Genomic DNA, 20,576 nt, shown 5'->3' on the forward strand with positions numbered 1-20,576 from the left:
AAAAACCACACTTGTTTTTTGTTTATTCTGTATTTTCATTATAAAAAAATAGGGCAGTCAAAAATACCTGCACCGTGAAGGAAAAAGTATTTAGTTTTTCATCATCATGTCGAATTACAAATCAATGATGTCATTTAATTTAAATGCGAGCTGCAGATTAAATCGCTGTTCAGAACTAGTCAATTCGATATCCAACAGGCTCTGAATCTTTTCCATTCTGTACTGCAGTGTACTGCGATGAATGAAAAGTTCCTCAGAAGTTTCTTTAATGCTTCCATTATTATTTAAATAAGCTCGCAGTGTCTGAAAAAGGGTATTATTTTTGTCATCAGAGTCATTTAAAATAGGGCTTAGATATTTTTTTATGAACAATCGGGTCGATGTACTGTTCTTCAAATGATGAAATAAAGGGTATGCTCCTAAATCATCATAAAGAACAAAATTCGATTCTTTAAACTGGTTTATTATCACGTTTTGCGATTCCACAGCTTGTTGATAAGAAACAAAATAGTCACCGATTGCTGCTGTTTTTCCTCCTATACCTAAATAGAAGGGCTTTGCCAGTTCAGTCTTGCTCCACTTTTGGATATAGGTAAAGAGTTTAGTCCAAAATTCCCTCGGGTTATCTTTCTCTATTGAAATTGGGACGATTAATATAAATAATTCCCCTTTAGTTGCAAATAGAATTTCTTTATCAAATGCTGCAATCCACTCCCTCACCCGGTTAAATAACAAGGTTTTTTTCTCTTGAAACTCAATAATTCCATTTTCAGATTCAACTTTGTTTCCAAAATTAAAAGAAAGTACAGAAATACGGTGAGGTAAAAATAAATTCCAATTGAATACATTTGCATATTGAATGATTTCTTCTTCATTTATCAAATTATGCACTAACAATTTATTGATAAAACCATCCTTAACCTGTTCTTTCGTATCAAACACAAGCTTTTGTTTAATAAATTGCAAATAGAATATATTTCTAGCGATATTGACACTGAGCTTAAAAAAGTCATCCATGTGATTTTGGTTTAGATGAATAGCCAAATGTCCGAGAAGATCTCCTCCGTGATTAATTGGCCAGATCATTAGTTTTTTTTCCGTGTCACCCATGGATGCCTGCCAAATTTCTTGATTACGCCCTTGAAATACCTGGTAAGTCGCCTGTTCAATAAGTAACTGAACGTCAGCGTTATCTAATGGATACATGGAATGGGCAATAGGTCTCATGAACCGATCAAAGAGTAAGACCGAACTAGAGAAAAGTTCGCTGACTGTATTGGTTATACCAATAAAACTATCTTGCTCAATCGTTTCTTTTACCAAAGCCTGCTGATAATCTAGCAGCATATGCAATCTTTGCTTATGCTCCTTTTCACTTTCAAATAATCGGATATTTTCAATTAATGCAGCCATATGTTGAGCCATCAATTTTAAAGTTTGTAAATCATCTGCTGTATATATTCCGTTGTTAGTTTCCTTCTCTTCTACGTGGAGCACACCAATCGTTTTTAAATTCATCGTTAAGGAAACTGTTAATGCTTTACCTCCCCATGCAGCAAGATATGGAAAGTAGTCGATAAGTTTATTATTCTGGGGAACGATTCTTTTTAGTGACAGTGGTTGGCCAAAGCATGGTTCTTGCAAAATGAAACTATTATCTTTTTCTATATATAAATAAACACAAGCTCTCTTTGATTGCGTTCCCTTTCCCGCTCTCTCTATTATTTTCCCAATAGTTTTTTCTATTGGCGAATTAACGGATAAACTTTCCGTAATCCACTCAATTCCAATTTTCTTTTGTTCTTCTCTTTGCTTTGCTAATTTGATTGCAACCGCAATATCTTTTCCAAAGTCAGTAAAAATCAATACCATTTCTTGATATAAAGGAACCAAATCTTTAAAACCAATTAAACAGACACCTGATACTCCGTAATCCCCTTTATAAGGAACAGTGAACCATGATTGTATCTTTTCTTTTCTAATCACATCCGAAAGTTCATGTATTTTCTCTACTTCCGAATCGGAAAACGCCAAGGGATATTCTAAAAGGTCAGAACTGTTATTCCTGATATTAATAGGGAAATTCTCTATGAATGAATCGGATTCACCGTTGAATACCTTTGGAATTAAATATCCATCTTCATTCAAAAGAATACAGACAAAGTCACAGTTTAAATCTGATTGAAACGAATCTATTAGAAACTTCAGCGTCTCTTCTTCTGTATCGAACATAATAAGTTGCCTAGCCGTTATACGAAGATGACGGTCAATTCTTCTTATCAATTTTTCTCTCTTTGTAAGCTCCAATCAATTTCTCCCCTTTTCATATACCTTTACAACAAAATCCTTTTATACCAATATTAACACATCACGATTTTACATTTTTCTAAATTAACAGAAATTTCAATTAATAACGAACCTCTTATTTGGAAGTTTTTCAGTTTAATGCCTTTTAATAATAATTATGTCGGCTCTTGTACCATGCCTAACTTGTTTGTTTCTATTCAGCATCATACTAATAAAGTTCTTGTAAGCAATACTTTACTTTTGAATACTACATCGAAAAAACTTGAAGATTGATAATTTATTGCGTTTAACGAACGGAATTCTGTCGATAAAGAGAAATCACTTTTTAGTTCACTCTGAAACTATCTGGAAAGCAGATTATGCAGCGGGGCTATAACATGGTTCATCAAATTCATTCGGTTGAAAGCAGTAAATAGAGATTGGAACGATATATTGGATCTATAATAAAGAATGGAATATTGAATGAGGGAGAGTTGGGATGAGATTTTTATACATGTTCGTTTAATAATGTAGGAGCTGAATTATTCAATGAGGCGTTTAGACACGAACTCCAGAAATGGTCAAATCAGTCCTATAAAGTCTGAACAAGAATGAAACGTTAAGAACTCATCATGTCTGGTAGCCTTTTGGTTCGATAGTTTTAGTCGTGGTCTCTTTATTGCAAGGCGAATACGTCCCTTCCCTTTATTAATGAAAGAAGCCATTTCAATGTTTATTTACATTATTGCATTGTAACAGGTGTAAACTATACAGAAGAATACATAGGTAGATTTCATACTCAAAAACATATTGCTTTTATTAAAAGACCTTTCTCGTAGGTATTCTATGTACCTACGAGTTTTTCATTAGTTATTAAAACAAATCTGTAATATCAACTTCTGCCTTCTACCGCAATTAAGAAACATTCTGCTGTTGTTCCACGTAACCTTGTTTTTTCGCCGTAGACATCTTATTGATTGTAAAATAAATCCCTGCAATCCATCCAATGACAATAACTGCATAAATATAGATGTGTGCATCGTCTGGAACCCATGTAGATAAAAGGGTTCTTACATTAATTAAAATGATGAAACCACCTACTAAAACCCCCATTAATTGAGCAGGAAGCATACGAACAAGCCAGGCCGCAATCGGTGCGGCAATTACTCCACCGATAATCAGTGCTCCAACCCAAAGCCAATTAACCGCTTCCCATCCAAGAGAAATGATAAAACCAAGGCTACCAAAAAAAGCAATCGCAAACTCACTAGTATCAACTGTCCCGACAGCTTTCCTCGCAGTCATTCCTTTTTTGGACAATAGAACAGGCGTCGCTATCGGTCCCCATCCCCCTCCACCTGTTGCATCACAAAACCCTGCAAAAAGTCCTAGCGGGATAGATTGTTTCGCTGTTAATGGCTTTACGGTTTCATTTTCCTTAGACGGCTTGAAAATAAATAGAAAACGAAACAAAACGTATACTCCTAGGCCAAATAGAAAGATAGCAATATACGGTTTTGCTAATTCAGCTGGCAAATTGCTCAGAAAACATGCACCCACAAATGCTCCAACAGAACCTGGAATAATCAAACGATAGACCATATTCTTATCTACGTTCCCAAACTTGATATGAGATGCTCCAGAAACAGCTGTAGTTACTACTTCAGATAAGTGAACAGATGCTGATGCTACTGCAGGTACGATCCCGAATGTCAACAATAAGGAAGTTGAACTTACTCCATACCCCATTCCAAGTGAACCATCTATTAATTGGGCTAATAACCCGATAAAGGCTAAAACGATTAACTTTTTCATGACTTCCCCCTTTTTTTTACTTAGATAGAACCTAAATTACCCTCGACCCGACCTACATACAATTCTCTAGTAAATAGAACATTCAAAATTTATTTTCAGACACAAAGAGGCACCTAACCAAAATAATTGTTTCATTTTGATTAGGTGCCTTCAGTTTTTCTGATCAGCCCAATGATTTATATTCAGTTTCTACTGGCAAAAGCCTAGCTAAAAAACGATATCTTTCTTTAAGGGAATATTTATAAATATCCTCAATTGAATCTTTTAGTAACTGAGATTTTTCATCTTTTGATAATGAACTCTTTTTTATATGCATCCTTACTTCGAAAAGAAATTCAAGGTATTCTTCATATGACTCATCATAAACTTCCTGTAAATCATTTCGGATTTTTTTAGCGAGTTTTGGACTTGCCCCATTGGTAGAAACGCTAATTGTGAGCTTACCTCTATTCAATGTAGCTGGTATATGAAAGTTGCCCAGCTCTTGATTACTAATAACGTTAACAAGTTGGCTATGAGATGTGTTCTTATAGACTTGCTCGTTAATTTCTGAGGAGTTTGTTGCAGCTATGATTAAAAAAGCATCTTTATAGTCAGTTTCTTCTACTTCTTTAAGTAAAACATGGATTTTCCCTTCCTCTTGTAGCTTCTGGAAACCTTCGCATATTTCAGGACTTACAACAGTTACTTCAGCACCTGCTTCTAGTAAGGGGCCCGCTTTAAAGTAAGCTATTTTACCACCGCCGATAATGATACACTTTCTATTCTCAATATTAAGAGTAATTGGATACATAAGCACCCTCCTCAGACACTTCGTGAATTCGTTCTGATAATGCTTTTTCTATCTTCGGATGATAACCGAGATAACGGCAGAGAACAAAATTCTGTTTGCCTTTTTTCTGGATCTTTTTAATAGCTGTTTGGATGGATTGCATTAAAATACCGGTAAATAAAAGGTAAGGAATAATAAAAATTTGATCTGATTGGGAATCTTCAGCCATTTCCAATGCTTCTGCAAAAGTTGGTGAAGCAGCAGTCAGATAACAATCTTGTACTTGGCTTTTTGGTAACCTGCGCTTAAGTAAACCCGCTAATTGGCTTAAATCTCGTTTCACGTCGGGATCACTGCTGCCCCTTCCAACTAATAAAACTAGTGAATTCTCCGTTACCTTTTCGTTTGTCTCTTTCAATCTTTCTACTAAAATGTCAACCATTTTATCACTGACCCCTATGGGTCTTCCGTACTTCAACTCTACCTCTGGATACTGTTTTTTCATTTTACATAGAATTACTGGAATATCATATTTTGCATGTGCAGCAGTTAACAGAAGAACTGGAATAGCAATGATTTTCGTCGCTCCGCGTTGCACACATCGATCATAGGCATCTTCTATCGTAGGACTTTGTAATTCTAAAAAGCAATACTCCTGAATTGTGTTAGATTGTCCTTCCATGCATACATGAATAAAATCAATCGCTTGGGCAGATGCTTCTTTGACACGGCTTCCATGGCAAATATATAATATAGCTTCCATTAAAAGGCCTCATTTGCCAACAAATTTTCCGCTTGTTTTTGTTCAAACCATTTGATCTTCTCTCGTAAATTGACCACATCTCCTACAACTATCATGCAAGGATTGGAAATTTGCTCACTTTTGGCTGTTTCTACTACATTATCTAATGTACTGACAGCTGTCTTTTGTGTTTTTAACGTTCCCCAATGAATAAGAGCTACTGGAGTATTGGGATTTTTTCCATGCTCCAAAAGTTTCCCTTGAATATACGGTAGATTCTTCACTCCCATGTATATAGCTAATGTATCAATACCATTTGCAAGAGATCCCCACTTGATATTATCATCTTCGTCTTTTTTCCGATGGCCGGTAACAATGGCAAATGAAGAAGCATGATCTCGATGGGTCACTGGAATTCCAGCATAAGCTGTGGCAGCAATTCCAGCCGTAATGCCTGGCACAATTTCAAAACTTACGCCATTTTTTGCAAGGGCTTCAGCTTCCTCTCCGCCTCTTCCAAAAACAAAGGGATCGCCACCTTTTAATCGCGTAACAATTTTCCCCTTTTTTGCATATTTAACTAGAAATCGATTGATTGTATCTTGCTGCAACAAATGATAATCCGGCAGTTTACCGCAATTAATCAATTCGACTCCTTCTTTTGCATAATTCAACAGTTCTTTATTGACAAGACGGTCATATAAAATGACATCGGCTTCTTGAATGCACTTTAATCCTTTTATTGTAATTAAATCTGGATCTCCAGGACCGGCTCCTACTAGATATACTTTCCCCATTATGCAACCTGCCTTCCCTTAGAGAATTGTTTCGAATTCCGATAATACGTAACCTGTTCCATAATTAATTTTTCTTTTTTCGTATAATGATATATCATCCACTTCAGGCATTTTCAAAAAACGCTTTTCCAGCTCGATATCAACGAGCTGGAAGGCCTTTTCATCCGAATCTGCGGCGATGATGACATGAATTAGTTCTTCTTTAATAGTGACTTCAAAACGGTATAGATTCATATTCTTCTTACCTTCCGCTATTTAAACAGCAACCTCTGTTAAAATATTATCAAGTTTACTTTGTAATTCTGATTTTCCTACTCGCTCTACAAAATCCAAGAAAGTTTCAGACAATAGCTTTGTTTCTTTGAAAAACAGGATAAGCTCTTTTAATACGTCATAAAGCTTTTCAGCTTCCACTTTCCCTTTTAATTTTTCATTGAACTTCCCACCAGCATTAAGTGTTCCGCCTACGTATATTTCAAAAGCCTCGACCATTTTTTTGTCTTGGTTTTTCATTTTGATACCTTGCAACCCGATTTCAGCAATAGCTCGTTGACCACAGTTATTAGGGCAACCCACCATATGCATTCTTACCGGTACATCTAAATCAATTTCTTTATCCAGTTTTTCAGCAATAGTTTTCATCCGGTTTTTGGTTTCAACAAGTGCCAGGTTGCAATACTCAATGCCTGTGCAAGAAACGGAATATCCAATGAATTTTTTTGGTTGATATGGAAATCTTTCAAAAATTGATTCTTGTTTTAATTCTTCAAGTTTTGCATCCGGAACATTAGGAATAATTAGATTTTGCGAATTACAGTTGCGGATTTCACCATTTCCGTATTTTTTAGAAAGTTCAGCAAACTCAATAACTTCGTCTGGAGTTAAACGGCCAACTGGGATATTGACTCCAACATAGTTAAGTCCTTCTTGTTTTTGTTTATGGATACCATAGAAATAGCCAGCATTCCATTCCTTCAATGCACTTTCTCCCTTTTCTGGAAGTGGACCGGTGTATTCAAGCAATTTTTCCTTAAATTGCTCTGGACCCCAATCAGCAACAAGGAATTTCAAACGAGAGCGATGACGCTTTTCACGGTAACCGAAGTCACGGAAAATCGTTGTGATGGCGGCTGCCACTTCCACTGTTTTCTCCGGTAAAATGAATAAATCAAGTTCTTCTGCTAGCATAGGAACGGAGGATAATCCACCCCCTACTTTAACGTGAAAACCAACTTCTGTCTTTCCATCAATAACCTTCGTAGCTGGATTAAATGAAACGCAGTTAATTTCAGCATTGGCAGCATTATGAACATTAGCACTGACTGACATTTTATATTTCCTTGGAAGGTTTGAAAAATCTTCGTTAAGTCGGAAATACTCAAATACATTATAAAGGACGTCACGTGTATCAAAAAGTTCGTCAGGATCGATTCCAGCTAATGCATTTCCGATTATATTCCGTGTAATATCACCACATGCACCAGCAGTAGTCATCCCAACCTGTTCTAGACGGTTCAAAATATCAGGGACTTGTTCAATAGTCAACCAGTGAAACTGAATAGCTTGGCGAGTTGTGATGTCATAAACATCTCTACCGTAATCTTTCGCAATATTAGCAAGTGTGATTTGTTGGTCATAAGTAAGGATACCACCAGGAATAACGACACGCATCATCCAATAGCCCGCTTCTTTTGGTCGTTGCAAGTATAGACCTGCCCACTTGAACATATCCCACTTTTCTTTAGGAATGGATTCAAATCCATTTGCTGCATAATGAGGAATATCGTCAAAGATCTTCAAACCATCTTTTTCTAATTTCCAGACTTCAGTTTTGTTTTTAGCAATTACCGGATTTTCAGACCAAAACTTCTCATATACCACTACTTTTTCCTCCTCGATTAAATCGCTCTCTTAGTTGTCAAATAGTTGATTACCTGTTCGACGCACTCTTCAACACTATATTGGTTGGATTCTAAAACGATTTCCGGCTGTTCAGGTTCTTCATATGGAGAGTCAATCCCAGTAAAGTCTTTAATGATTCCCTTACGTGCCTTATCGTAAAGACCTTTTGGATCACGCACTTCACATTCTTCAATCGGACATTTTATGTAGACCTCAATAAACTCGCCTTCTTCAAGCAAATCGCGTACAATTTGACGGTCTGCTCGAAAAGGGGAAATAAATGCCGTTAATACGAACTGCCCGCTATCCACAAAAAGCTTGGAAACTTCACCGATCCGCCTAATATTCTCAGTCCGATCCTCTTCAGAAAAACCCAAATCTTTATTTAAGCCATGACGAATATTATCTCCATCCAAGACATAACTTCGAATATTTCGGTTATACAACTCTTTAGCGACTGCATTTGCAATCGTTGATTTTCCGGAGCCTGAGAGTCCTGTGAACCATAGAACTGTACTCTCATGTCCGTTTTGCTTACGACGGAGTTCCTTAGTCAAAGACGCTTCATGCCAAGTTACATTCGTGCTATTACTCATTATTATCCCCCTCTTACTACTTACATATATTTGAAACTAGTTTAGTTAAATACTTCATTCTTTTTCAGGCCTTCGATTAACACTTCGATGACTTCTTTACGACTGAAGGTAGCTGGTGGAATTTCACCATTACGCAACATTTCCCTAACCTTCGTTCCGGATAAGATAACATGATCTTCTTTACCATGCGGACATGTTTTAGCAGAAGCCATATTTCCACATGTTTTACAATAAAAGCTATGTTCAAAGAATAATAGCGTGATTCCTAACTCGTCAGGTTTGAAATTACCAAAGATTTTTTGTGCATCATAAGTGCCGTAATAATCGCCCACACCGGCATGGTCACGGCCAACAATAAAGTGGGTGCATCCGTAATTTTTACGAACCATGGCATGGAAAATGGCTTCTCTTGGCCCTGCATAACGCATGGCAGCAGGGAAAACTGCTAGGGAGACACGATCCTTAGGATAATATTTCTCTAGTAGTACTTTATAACTCTCCATCCGTACATCAGCTGGTATGTCATCTGATTTAGTAGCACCTACTAGCGGATTTAAAAATAAACCGTCTACAATCTCCAATGCAGTTTTTTGAATGTATTCATGTGCACGGTGAACAGGATTTCTTGTTTGGAATCCAACAACTGTTTTCCAGCCTTTTTCAGCAAAAGTTTTTCTTGTGTCAACAGGATCCAAATAATGATCTTGGAATAGTGGACGTTCGATTCGTTTAACTAATTTAATATCCCCGCCGACATATACTTCACCACGGTTATACAAATTTTTCACACCAGGATGTTTCTCATCATCCGTTTGATAAACTAATGTGGCTTCCAATTGTTTATCAGGTCTGAAGATATCAGAAACAATGAGAACTCCGTATGTTTCTCCTTCATGATTCAACTTTACTTCTTCTCCTAGAGTAAGAGCTTTTGCTACTTCATCAGTAATCGGCAAAGTAATCGGGATGCTCCAAACATGGCCGCTGCTAAGCCTCATATCCTTAACCACTGCTTGATAGTCATCTTTTGTAAAGAATCCTTTAATAGGACTATAGGCCCCAGTACCTATTAATTCCAGGTCACTTAAAGCAATCTCATCAATTTCGATTGAGTTGTTTATTTTAGTAATATCATAGTCTGGTTCCCAACGATTGATCAACGTTCCTCCGTGCGGTAAGCTAACTGTCATACTAATTTCCCCCTAAATTTTCTATTTATTAAGATAAATGTAATCCGCATTCTGTTTTTTGCGCGCCCTGCCAACGTCCTGAGCGTAAATCATCGGCATTGATAGCAGGTGCCGTACATGTTTTACAGCCAATACTAGGATATCCATTATCGTGAAGAACATTATATGGAAGTCCATTTTTATGGGCATAGCGCCATACATCTTTCCATGTCCAATGAATAAGCGGGCATATTTTAATTGATTTAAACTTATTATCTTGATTAATATATTCCGTTAATGCTCTTGTTTCAGATTGCTCCCTGCGTAGTCCCGAGAGCCAAGCAGTTGCCGTTGAAAGTACCTCAGTAAGCGGCGCGATCTTACGTATGCTGCAACATTTATTTGAATCACGGAGCCATAACTCATCTCCATATTCAGTTGCTTGTTCCTCGAGCGTCAATGCCGGCTTTTTCATTTCAATTGAAAGCTGCGGATAGCGCTTTTTAACTTGTTCAATTAATTTGTAAGTCTCTTCAAAATGAACATCCGTATCCAGAAAAACAATTTTGGCTGAAGGATTGACCTTTGCCAATAAATCCGTAAGTACTATTCCTTCAATGCCGAAACTACATGCATAAATGAGTTTGTTACCATATTGGGAATTTGCCCACTCAAGAACTTCTAAAGCACCTTTTGTCTCACTGTCCTCAGGAAATGCAGGCAAAATCTCTGTGTCGAAATTTTCATAGTTTACTAATGCAGACAATCTTAAAGCCCCCTCTAAAAACTTGCTAAATGTTTCACAGAATAGAGTAACTTGCGATTAATACTCGCTGTTGTTTTTTAACGCTTAAAAGACCCTAGAAAAAAGAGACGAATTTAACTAATACTCTCTTTTATATCAGTTAAATCCACCTCTAGTTTTCTAGTCAGCAGATACCTTATTTAATTCTCAGCTTTTCATTTCTTTCCATTTGGATAATTTTACCATCCTGGACGATAAGTGTTATGGATCCATATTTCATCGACTTAAGCATTTCTTGTAGGCGTTCAAATATTTCCTCCAGCTGATTCTCTTTTTCCAAGCCAGTTCCTCCTTTAAGAAAATCCGAGACTAGCTTATCGTATAGCTGACCCGTTTATAAAATGCATTTTCTTAAATTTATATATTCCAAAACATCTTACAATGCTATGGTTTGCAAACGAATTTTACAGAAATAAAAACCCTTCCATGATGGAAAGATTTTCAAGGTAATATTTTTTACCTTATCTTCCAAAATGATCAACATTTTGTTGGATGTAGCACCTTGCATCCATCATGCAGGTTGCTGGACTTCAAAGGGCCAATTCCCTCCGTCGCTCTGGATAAGTTTTATTATTTTAAATATTAACATATATTTATTCCTTGTCAATGGAGTTTTCTTATAAAATAACTTGGATTAATAAAATGGGTGAACTGTTATTATTATACACACTTTTCCTTGAACGGATATTGTATAAGTTAAATATGAAAATAGACTCATTTTCAAGAGAAACTCTTAAAAAAAATGAGTCTATTTCATTACTTACCTCTTTTTACAATTGTTTAAGGCCTAATTGTTAAGGTTAATTAGTTTTAATGATTGTACATAAATAATCTTTAATCTCATGAAAATAAAAATAGTTCAAAACCTTAAGCCTTTACTTTTAGTCTATTAACAGCATTTAATTATTTCTTAATTGAATCGCTTCAACAAATTCTTGCACCTGACTTTGCACACGATCAACTAATTCGCTATCTTTAATTGGGCTTTCTGGATTCTGCTTATCTATTTCCTTATCTACAAAATATAAGCCCTGCAACGGCTCACCTTTTAAAATTGAAATTAAAGGTTTAAGTGCGTAATCAATCGCCAATAAATGCCTGTTACTTCCACCAATCATAATTGGCAGAACAGGCTTATTTTTAAATGCACCCTCAGGTAGCAAATCAATCAAAGCTTTTAACACGCCTGTGTAAGATGCCTTATATACTGGTGAACCAATAATGATACCTCTAGCTTCCTGAATTTTTTCTGAAAGCTTTATTATATCTTCACTATTATACCGGCCTTGGAATAGATCATCTGCGGAAAAATCCGTTATAGAGTAATAAGCAGTGGTAAACCCCACTTGTTCAACTAGTGATCGAACATGTTTTAAAGAGATATCAGTTCTTGATGGACTCGCTGGACTGCCTGATAAAATTACGATTTCGCTCATATAAATTTCCTCCTATTATTTTCTTATCTGCGATAAGACTTGCTGATTCAATAAAAATCACTCAATCACTAATAAATCGGATAAGAACCCTGCCTAGGTAAAGTCATGTATCATATAATCATCGTAATATTCAGAAAAATAAAAGTCAAGTGTTTAACTCGGGATTAATATGAATAACCTATTCAGAAACTTTCATCAGTTATCCCCCTCTTTTTTCCCTGAAATTTAAATCTGTTTCTTCCTTGACCTTTTAATTTTTGCATCTCCAAAATAACAGGTATAGTTCCATTCTTCGGATTACACTAGTTTGCACAATGTATCGTCAAGTCTAGAGGTACAAGCTTGAATAACTAATACTAATAGTAGATAAAGCAACGGTCATATTTGCGGCTTGTTGACTCATACGCCTTAAATATGACCGTTTATTTATGTATTATTGCTTTTTCCATGAATCCCATATACTAAAAGCTGAGCAATACTCTTTATTCGTTCCTCAGTAAAATACGGTTCCGTTTTCTGTTGATGAATCTCATAATGGGTCGATAAAGCTAATGTAAAAGAAATAATTCCTACATTAAATAAGATAATATCGGAAATATAGTGAATCTCTCCAGTATCAATTCTCTTCTGAAGTTCAATAAGCTTAGCATTTGGCTTGAAGATTTGCTCAACATATTGTTTAGAAATTTCTTGATCGTATTGAGTTTCTCGAAATAATATCGAATACTGTTCTTTATTTTCAAGAATTTTTTTTATCAATGTGATAACGTGATTCTCTACAAGCTCATCCGTAGAAAGGTGGCTAGTCTCAACTTCCGCATCTTCTTTTTCACTAGGAGTAATCGTAGCCAAAAGCAACTCTTTTTTGCTGTCAAAGTATTTGTAAATCGTAGCTTCGGAAACATTACAGGCAGAAGCGATTTCATTCGTTCTGGTCATGTCAAAACCTTTACTGGCAAAAAGAGTCCGGGCTACATTAATGATCCGTTCTTTTGTTTGCTGCCCTTTTTTCAAAAATATCAACCTTCTTTTAAAAAAGATAAGACCGGCTTGTCCGATCTATTTTCCATAATAGCCTGATGATACCAATCGGTCAATATAACCTTTGGTCTATGAGACTTGCATTAGTCATATAAGACATAAAAAGAAAACATCGTCGGATTAGGACGCTGTTTTCCTTTTCAAAATTATTTAAAAGATGCATAGCCATCATCAACCATAACAATACTGCCATTAATCGCATCAGCTTCATCTAATGATAGTAGATAAACAGCATTCGCAATTGCTTCCGGCTTAATTAATTTGCCGCGCATTTGGCTTGCATTCAATTTATCGATGATTCCCATATCTTTATATCCTTGGATAATTGGAGTATCCACACCGCCTGGTGCGATACCTACTACTCGTATTCCATAAGCACCCAATTCCAAAGCCGCTGTTTGTGTCATCATTCTTACAGCGCCTTTAGAAGCCTGGTATGCGAAAGTCCCATGTGAAGCTAAATAGCCAAACACCGAAGCAGCATTTATAATAACTCCCTTACTTCCTAGTTCCTTCATTTTACGTCCGGCTGCCATGATGCCAAAAGCCACACCGTGTTGGTTTACTCCGATCGTTTTAAAGTACCCTTCCATATTTTGTTCAAGAATCATGCCACCCGCACCTATGCCAGCGTTATTGAACATAATATCAATTCTTCCATAAACATCTACAGCGATATTGACCAATGCTTCCACATCTTCTTGCTTTGAAACATCAGTTTTAACAAAAATAGCTTCTCCGCCTTCTGCCTTAATCAGTTCAACAGTTTCTTCTGCCATGGCCTCGTTAAAATCCGCAACAACGACTTTGTCCCCTTTTTTTGCAAATTTTAGACATGTTGCACGGCCTATTCCACTTGCTCCACCTGTAATAACTGCCACTCTTGCTGTCATATAAATTCCCCTTTCAACGCTCAAAATAAATAAGTAAGTATTTACTCACTTTTATTATTGATTTATTGAATAATAATTTCAAGCGAAATGATGTTTTTTTAAAGTTCCCTTTATATCTTATTGCATACAAAAAGCTGCCCTATTAAAATAGGACAGCTCATTAATATTTAGCACATTTTTACTTCAACTTTACTGATAGATTCTTTCACCATTTCGATGAAGAGTTGTATAAAACGATTATCCCCTGTTAATTCTGGATGAAAAGCACTAACCAGGACATGTTCTTGTCTCGCAGCAACAACATGTTCTTCATAAAGAGCTAATACCTCTACGTCTTCACCAATTTCTTCCGCGAATGGTGCCCGGATGAAGACAGTTGTAAATGGTTCTTCCATTCCTTTGATCGAGAGTTGTGCTTCAAAACTATCCCGCTGACGTCCAAATCCGTTCCTTTTCACGGAAATGTCCATTAATCCAAGATAAGCCTCTTCATCCCCAGTCAATTTCTTTGCGGCCAATACCATTCCCGCACATGTACCGAAGACAGGTTTTTTTAGTTCAAAAAAGGTTTTGATGGGTTCCATAAATCCGTAACGATCCATGAGCTTTCTCATCGTAGTGCTTTCTCCGCCTGGAATAATTAAGCCATCAATTTCTTTTAACTGTTCAGGTTTTTTAACAATTATAGCTTGTTCACCTGCAGCTTTAATTTGATTTAAATGTTCTTCAACAGCACCCTGTAAACCCAAAACACCGATGGTTATCATATTACCAGCCACGTTCCTGCATCCGTTCTGATGGAGCAAGCTTAGAAATATCAATACCTTTCATTGCACTGCCTAACTCTTTTGACAGCCGGCCAATCAATTCATAATCAGTATAATATGTAGTCGCTTGAACGATTGCAGTTGCAAATTTTTCAGGATTCTCTGATTTAAATATACCTGAACCCACAAATACGCCATCTGCGCCCAGTTCCATCATCAGTGCTGCATCTGCTGGAGTAGCAATTCCACCTGCTGCAAAGTTAACTACAGGCAATTTACCTGTCCGCTTAATTTCTCTTAGAATCTCATAAGGAGCACCTAAGATTTTTGCTTCTGTCATTAATTCATCGTCACTCATTACGCTCACTTTACGAATTTGGGACAAAACCTTTCTCATATGTCGAACAGCTTCCACAATATTTCCTGTTCCAGGTTCTCCTTTTGTACGAAGCATCGATGCTCCTTCACCAATCCTGCGTGCAGCTTCGCCTAAGTCACGGCATCCACATACAAAAGGTACTGTGAAATCGCTTTTTAACAAATGATATTCTTCATCAGCAGGCGTCAGCACTTCGCTTTCGTCAATATAATCAACACCCATTGATTCCAGAATCCTTGCTTCAACAATGTGACCAATCCTTGCTTTAGCCATGACCGGAATAGAAACAGCATTCAATACTTCCTCAACGATACGAGGATCTGCCATTCTTGCTACACCACCAGCTGCACGAATATCAGAAGGTACCCTTTCTAAAGCCATGACAGCAACAGCACCCGCTGCTTCGGCGATTTTTGCTTGTTCAGCATTAATGACGTCCATAATTACGCCACCCTTTTGCATCTGTGCCATTCCTCTTTTTACTGTGTCAGTTCCTAATAATTTTTCCATTACTTTTCCTCCTAATATTTGCATTTTTTAGATTTGTTAATTAGTATAAAAAATAGATGACCGTATTGAAAGTGTCAGTTTTCAATAATTTAATGGGGTCAGTTCCTAATAATTTTCCCTCTACTTTCCCCCCTAATATTTGCATTTTTTAGATTTGTTAATTAGTATAAAAAATAGATGACCGTATTGAAAGTATCAGTTTTCAATAATTTAATGGGGTCAGTTCCTAATAATTTTCCCTCTACTTCCCCCCTAATATTTGCATTTTTTAGATTTGTTAATTAGTATAAAAAATAGATGACCGTATTGAAAGTATCAGTTTTCAATAATTTAATGGGGTCAGATACGAATTATTTAAAAAAGGCGGAAGCAAAATGAATATGTTAACCTGTAACTTAAATCGTATGAGTGAAGAACCATTATACGAACAATTATATTCGCATATTAAAAAAGAGATAATTGATGGACGTCTTCTCTTTGGAACGAAGCTGCCATCGAAGCGAAAATTAGCGGAGTTTCTGCAGATTAGTCAAAATACAGTCGAGACTGCCTATGAACAATTAACTGCTGAAGGATACGTTGAAGTTATTCCCAGAAAGGGATACTACATACAAACATTTGAGGATTTAGAGTATACTCAAACTGACAATGTTCCCTTAGAACAGAATGATAATAAAGTAAGGGAATTGCTCTATCATTTTCACCCAAGCCAAATTGATACTGAGAACTTTCCATTTGAAAAATGGCGAAAGTATATTAAAAATAAAATCGATGAATCTCATCAAGACCTTCTTTTACTGGGAGATTCTCAAGGTGAATATGAATTACGTTGTGAAATTGCCCACTATCTATATCATGCTCGTGGGGTCCAATGTGTCCCTGAACAGATTATCATTGGTGCGGGACTGGAAATTTTACTACAGCAGCTTGTTCTTCTTTTTGATAAAACCACCATATACGGAGTCGAAGATCCCGGTTATCACTTGATTTATCGTATTTTACGTAGCTATCCAAATGATGTATATCCATTAGAAGTTGATGAAGAAGGGGTGAAGGTCAACCCTATTGAGCAGTCTTCAATTGATGTAGTTTATGTAACCCCTTCCCATCACTTCCCCTATGGAACAATTCTGTCTGTTAACAGACGTACACGATTGTTGAATTGGGCCCAAGGGGCAGCAAATAGATATATTATCGAAGACGATTATGATAGTGAATTTCGTTATAGTGGAAAAACGATTCCTTCTTTACAAAGTATGGATGTTGGAGAAAAAGTGATTTACTTAGGATCGTTTTCCAAATCATTGATGCCTTCGATTCGTATCAGTTATATGGTTCTTCCAGCTCCGTTATTACAGAGGTATCAAGAGGAATTATCTTTCTACCATTCAACCGTATCAAGGATTGACCAACATGTTTTAACAGAGTTTATGAGGGAGGGAGATTTTGAAAAACATTTAAATCGTATGAGGAAAGTTTACCGCCGTAAATTAGAAAAAGTGATTGATTTGATTAAACCCTATCATCAACAAATATCAATCATTGGTGAACGATCAGGACTGCATATTGTTCTCACCGTAAAAAATGGGATGGATGAACAAACACTAATTCAAAAAGCGGCTGATGACGACATTAAAATATACGGACTTTCCACTTATTCCATTGAGAAAATAGATGAACATCCTCCTAAAATTATATTAGGCTTTGCAGGGATACCTGAAGCAGAATTAGAAAAAGCTATTCATCTTTTATTGAACTCCTGGGGGTTTTAAAAAGAAAAAGGAAGTTCACAAATGTAAACTTCCTTTTTCTTTTTTAACTTTTAGTTAAATATTCTTCCATCATGACCTTTGGTACCATACTGCCACCTGTAGCCCAAATAATATGTGTGGACTGTTTTATTTTTTCTTGAAGTTTTTGATCCTTGAGATATTGTTTTCCCTCTTCGCTACTGAACAATTGAACTGGTCCATATACTCCTGCGAGGGCAGACGGCTCTAAATAATATCCTTCTGTCTCAGCCAACTCTCGAAGCAAGTCAAATAATCTTTTGTCCTGTATTGTATAGCTGCCGCTTACTATTCAGATGACCTTCCGACCGCTAGTCCATCTGCTTCCGTTTTGTTATCAATTCCAAAATCCTGTACCGAGACTTTGTCATGAAGTTCCGTTGCCAATCCAAGCAACATACACGGCGAATGTGTTGGCTCTGCAAAAAAGCAATGGACATCGTCTTTGAAGGCCAATTTTAGCCCATATGTTATACCGCCGGGGCCACCACCTACTCCGCATGGTAAGTAAACAAATAAAGGATGATCTTCGTCAACCAGGATCGACATTCCTTTTAATTGATTTTTCAGACGTGTTGCAGCTGTCGCATAGCCTAGCAACAAATCTTTTGAATTTTCATCATCAATAAAATGGCAATTTGGGTCAAGAGATGCTTCTTTTCGCCCTTCTTCGACGGCTTTACTGTAATCGTCTTCATATTCCTTTACAATGACACCAAGGTTTCTTAGTTTATCTTTTTTCCACTGCTTGGCATCTGCCGACATATGTACAGTAACCTTAAATCCAAGCGATTGAAATGCCCTGATTGCTTCCATAATTGGGATTCAACCAAAAAACTTCATCTGTCTTTATAAGTTTTTTTATTAAAGGATATTTCTCTTTCCACTCTATCAAAGATAAACCTGCGATTTTTTGTTTCTCCATAGCATTTCCCTCCTAGTCATATGTAACAATATTTATCATCTACTATAACTTAGCAAATTGCTATGTACGAATACAGTACTCTTTTACTAGGACAATTTTGGTTTAAAATGTAAGATTCACTTTTAATCCCCTTCGCACACTATTAATAAACCAAACTTCCTCAGCATTATGAAGATCAGCCTTTGTTATTAATTTTTCTTTTATTTCTTTCTTCCTTAATAGCTCCTGACGGAAAGTCCCTGCAAGCAATCCTGATTCTACTGGAGGGGTGAACAGATCTCCATTTATCTTTACTACTACATTTCCGTTCGTGAACTCTGTAATATATCCTTGTTCATTCCAAAGTAAAACGTCATAGAACTCAGGGTGCCTAGTTTGAAATTTTTCATAAACTTCCCGGTTAGTCGTCTTATGATAGAGAAATGGATTTTCAGTTGATATTGGACTTTCGGCTATGATAGCTGAAATTTCTGCTTCCATTGTCTTGATTATTTGTCCTGAAACTTCAAAATCTCCATTTTCAAAAAGCAGAACCCGTACTTTTTGCATCGAATCATAATGTGAATCTGCATATTTTTGGAGCTTATTTCTAAGTTCTGTTTCAGAAAACGGATAGTCAAAGTATCCAGCTGACTGCATCATTCTATCAATATGCTCATCCAATAAAAAATACTGGCCATCTTCAAGCTTAATCGACTCTAACAGCTGATAGGTAGGTCTTTCCTCTGACAATAATTTAGCTTTTAAAAAGGCTTCGTCATACTCCTCAAGTAAGACAGAATCCCAGGTTATTCCCCCTCCTACCCCATATTCAGCTTTTCCTGTTTCCTTTTCGATAACAACCGTCCGAATAGGTACATTGAAAACTGCTTCACATTCCGGGGTAATAAAGCCGATTGCACCGCAATACACTTCACGTGGAGAATTCTCAAGTTCAGTGATAATTTTCATCGTTTTGATTTTCGGTGCTCCTGTTATCGATCCACAGGGAAAAAGCGCCTTGAATATATCAATAATCGTTGTTTTTGGTTTCGTTTTAGCTGTGATGGTTGATGTCATTTGCCACACAGTCGGGTACTTTTCAATTTCCTTAAGTTTCGGTACCTGAACGCTCCCTTGTTCAGCAATCATTCCTAGGTCATTCCTGAGCAAATCAACAATCATTAAATTCTCAGCCTGATTTTTTTCAGAACATGCTAACCAGTCCGCATTTGCCTGATCCGTTTTCACGGTAATCCCACGCTTGACTGTCCCTTTCATTGGACGAGTAATTAGCTGACCATCCACCCAGCGGAAAAATAACTCGGGAGAAGCCGACAGAATTCGATGTGTCCCGATATTCAAAAAAGCACTATAGTTCGATCGTTGTGCTCTCTTTAGCCGATCATAGAAAGCAAAGTCGTCCCCCTCGAACATAGATTGCAATCGCATCGTATAATTCACTTGATAGGTATTGCCTTTCTCGATTTCAGCTTTTATCGTTTGAAACCCAGAATGATATGTATGGGAATCCGTTTCTGATTCCCAATCATTTAATTGAAATGAACCAGTTATTTTTCCCGGGAACTCTTCCGGTTTCTCAAAGATACCGAACCACAATAACGGCATTTTTGCTCCTTCTTTTACTTTAAAAGACTTTTCAAAAGCAGGCGCCGCTTCATAAGATACATAGCCTGCTGCATAATATCCCTGCTCGATTGCTGCCTGGACCTTTTGGAATTGAGGGAGGACATCCTGTAAAGAATGGGCGATAAAAACTTCTTTCGGTTCCGTAAAATATAACGGTTTTTTAACATCTTGTTTATCTGTGAAGTGAAATAATAGTGATAAAGGTTCTTCCTGTTTCATGCTTCTCTCCTTACTTTATTTATAAGATTCTAAGTAATTAGATATGGTATGTAATTGAAAATGAGCTTGCAGACACATAATCTGCAAGCTCATTCACATTTAC

19 protein-coding genes, 1 pseudogene and 1 riboswitch are annotated in these 20,576 nt (G+C 36.7%); of the genes and pseudogenes, 1 reads left to right on the forward strand and 19 read right to left on the reverse strand.

The features are described from left to right. Nucleotides 1–114: 114 nt before the first annotated feature. The 16 genes from RE409_RS15490 to pdxS all read right to left on the reverse strand — a co-directional run bounded on the left by RE409_RS15490 (nt 115) and on the right by pdxS (nt 15,910). Complete coding sequence (locus RE409_RS15490) at nt 115–2,307, reverse strand: helix-turn-helix domain-containing protein (protein ID WP_201250815.1); 2,193 nt, start codon at nt 2,305–2,307, stop codon at nt 115–117. A gap of 894 nt (nt 2,308–3,201) precedes the next feature. Next, complete coding sequence (locus RE409_RS15495; RefSeq protein ID WP_201185132.1) at nt 3,202–4,101, reverse strand: sulfite exporter TauE/SafE family protein; 900 nt, start codon at nt 4,099–4,101, stop codon at nt 3,202–3,204. 163 nt (nt 4,102–4,264) lie between these two features. Next, complete coding sequence (locus RE409_RS15500; RefSeq protein WP_201185134.1) at nt 4,265–4,894, reverse strand: NAD(P)-binding protein; 630 nt, start codon at nt 4,892–4,894, stop codon at nt 4,265–4,267. Beyond that, nucleotides 4,875–5,636: a sirohydrochlorin chelatase gene (locus RE409_RS15505; protein ID WP_201185136.1), complete on the reverse strand. Its 762-nt coding sequence runs from the start codon at nt 5,634–5,636 to the stop codon at nt 4,875–4,877. The genes RE409_RS15500 and RE409_RS15505 overlap by 20 nt, the downstream gene beginning before the upstream one ends. Then, complete coding sequence (cobA, locus tag RE409_RS15510; protein WP_201185138.1) at nt 5,636–6,412, reverse strand: uroporphyrinogen-III C-methyltransferase; 777 nt, start codon at nt 6,410–6,412, stop codon at nt 5,636–5,638. The genes RE409_RS15505 and cobA overlap by 1 nt, the downstream gene beginning before the upstream one ends. Nucleotides 6,413–6,430: 18 nt before the next feature. After that, the gene (locus RE409_RS15515) at nt 6,431–6,646 is read right to left on the reverse strand and encodes a DUF3906 family protein (RefSeq protein ID WP_201224221.1); all 216 of its coding nucleotides are present in this window, start codon (nt 6,644–6,646) and stop codon (nt 6,431–6,433) included. A 21-nt stretch (nt 6,647–6,667) separates the two neighbouring features. Then, entirely contained in the window at nt 6,668–8,293 is a 1,626-nt protein-coding gene (locus RE409_RS15520) for a nitrite/sulfite reductase (protein WP_201185140.1), read from the reverse strand. 17 nt (nt 8,294–8,310) lie between these two features. After that, entirely contained in the window at nt 8,311–8,910 is a 600-nt protein-coding gene (gene cysC, locus RE409_RS15525; protein ID WP_201185142.1) for an adenylyl-sulfate kinase, read from the reverse strand. 41 nt (nt 8,911–8,951) lie between these two features. Continuing rightward, entirely contained in the window at nt 8,952–10,100 is a 1,149-nt protein-coding gene (sat, locus tag RE409_RS15530) for a sulfate adenylyltransferase (RefSeq protein ID WP_053346356.1), read from the reverse strand. 28 nt (nt 10,101–10,128) lie between these two features. Beyond that, nucleotides 10,129–10,806, reverse strand: coding sequence for a phosphoadenylyl-sulfate reductase (locus RE409_RS15535; protein ID WP_309559283.1), 678 nt, complete (start codon nt 10,804–10,806; stop codon nt 10,129–10,131). A 214-nt stretch (nt 10,807–11,020) separates the two neighbouring features. Next, the gene (locus RE409_RS15540; protein WP_082527691.1) at nt 11,021–11,164 is read right to left on the reverse strand and encodes a YezD family protein; all 144 of its coding nucleotides are present in this window, start codon (nt 11,162–11,164) and stop codon (nt 11,021–11,023) included. 178 nt (nt 11,165–11,342) lie between these two features. After that, a riboswitch (SAM riboswitch) is annotated at nt 11,343–11,451 on the reverse strand. Between the two features lie 332 nt (nt 11,452–11,783). Next, on the reverse strand, nt 11,784–12,320 hold the full coding sequence (ssuE, locus tag RE409_RS15545) for an NADPH-dependent FMN reductase (RefSeq protein ID WP_201224219.1): 537 nt from the start codon (nt 12,318–12,320) through the stop codon (nt 11,784–11,786). Nucleotides 12,321–12,746: 426 nt separating this feature from the next. Next, nucleotides 12,747–13,334, reverse strand: coding sequence for a TetR/AcrR family transcriptional regulator (locus RE409_RS15550; RefSeq protein WP_201224217.1), 588 nt, complete (start codon nt 13,332–13,334; stop codon nt 12,747–12,749). 173 nt (nt 13,335–13,507) lie between these two features. Beyond that, a complete protein-coding gene (locus tag RE409_RS15555) occupies nt 13,508–14,254 on the reverse strand; it encodes an SDR family NAD(P)-dependent oxidoreductase (protein ID WP_201224215.1) in 747 nt (248 codons plus the stop codon). A gap of 167 nt (nt 14,255–14,421) precedes the next feature. Next, entirely contained in the window at nt 14,422–15,021 is a 600-nt protein-coding gene (pdxT, locus tag RE409_RS15560; protein WP_201225157.1) for a pyridoxal 5'-phosphate synthase glutaminase subunit PdxT, read from the reverse strand. A gap of 1 nt (nt 15,022) precedes the next feature. Beyond that, nucleotides 15,023–15,910, reverse strand: a complete 888-nt coding sequence (pdxS, locus tag RE409_RS15565; RefSeq protein ID WP_053346361.1) for a pyridoxal 5'-phosphate synthase lyase subunit PdxS — start codon at nt 15,908–15,910, stop codon at nt 15,023–15,025. A gap of 374 nt (nt 15,911–16,284) precedes the next feature. Here pdxS and RE409_RS15570 point away from each other — a divergent pair, with 374 nt between their 5' ends. Next, nucleotides 16,285–17,682, forward strand: a complete 1,398-nt coding sequence (locus RE409_RS15570; protein WP_201185153.1) for a MocR-like pyridoxine biosynthesis transcription factor PdxR — start codon at nt 16,285–16,287, stop codon at nt 17,680–17,682. A gap of 43 nt (nt 17,683–17,725) precedes the next feature. Here RE409_RS15570 and RE409_RS15575 read toward each other — a convergent pair. The 3 genes and pseudogenes from RE409_RS15575 to pabB form a co-directional block, all read right to left on the reverse strand. Beyond that, nucleotides 17,726–18,492 (reverse strand): annotated as a pseudogene (locus RE409_RS15575) (D-serine ammonia-lyase); the annotation flags it as partial. After that, nucleotides 18,479–18,625 (reverse strand): hypothetical protein, encoded by a 147-nt coding sequence (locus RE409_RS15580; protein WP_201224211.1) that lies wholly within the window; start codon nt 18,623–18,625, stop codon nt 18,479–18,481. The pseudogene RE409_RS15575 and the gene RE409_RS15580, both read right to left, overlap by 14 nt. Before the next feature lie 102 nt (nt 18,626–18,727). Further along, the gene (gene pabB, locus RE409_RS15585; RefSeq protein WP_201224209.1) at nt 18,728–20,473 is read right to left on the reverse strand and encodes an aminodeoxychorismate synthase component I; all 1,746 of its coding nucleotides are present in this window, start codon (nt 20,471–20,473) and stop codon (nt 18,728–18,730) included. Nucleotides 20,474–20,576 lie beyond the last annotated feature (103 nt).

The sequence above is a fragment of the Peribacillus sp. R9-11 genome (assembly GCF_031345095.1).
GTDB lineage: Bacteria > Bacillota > Bacilli > Bacillales > DSM-1321 > Peribacillus > Peribacillus butanolivorans.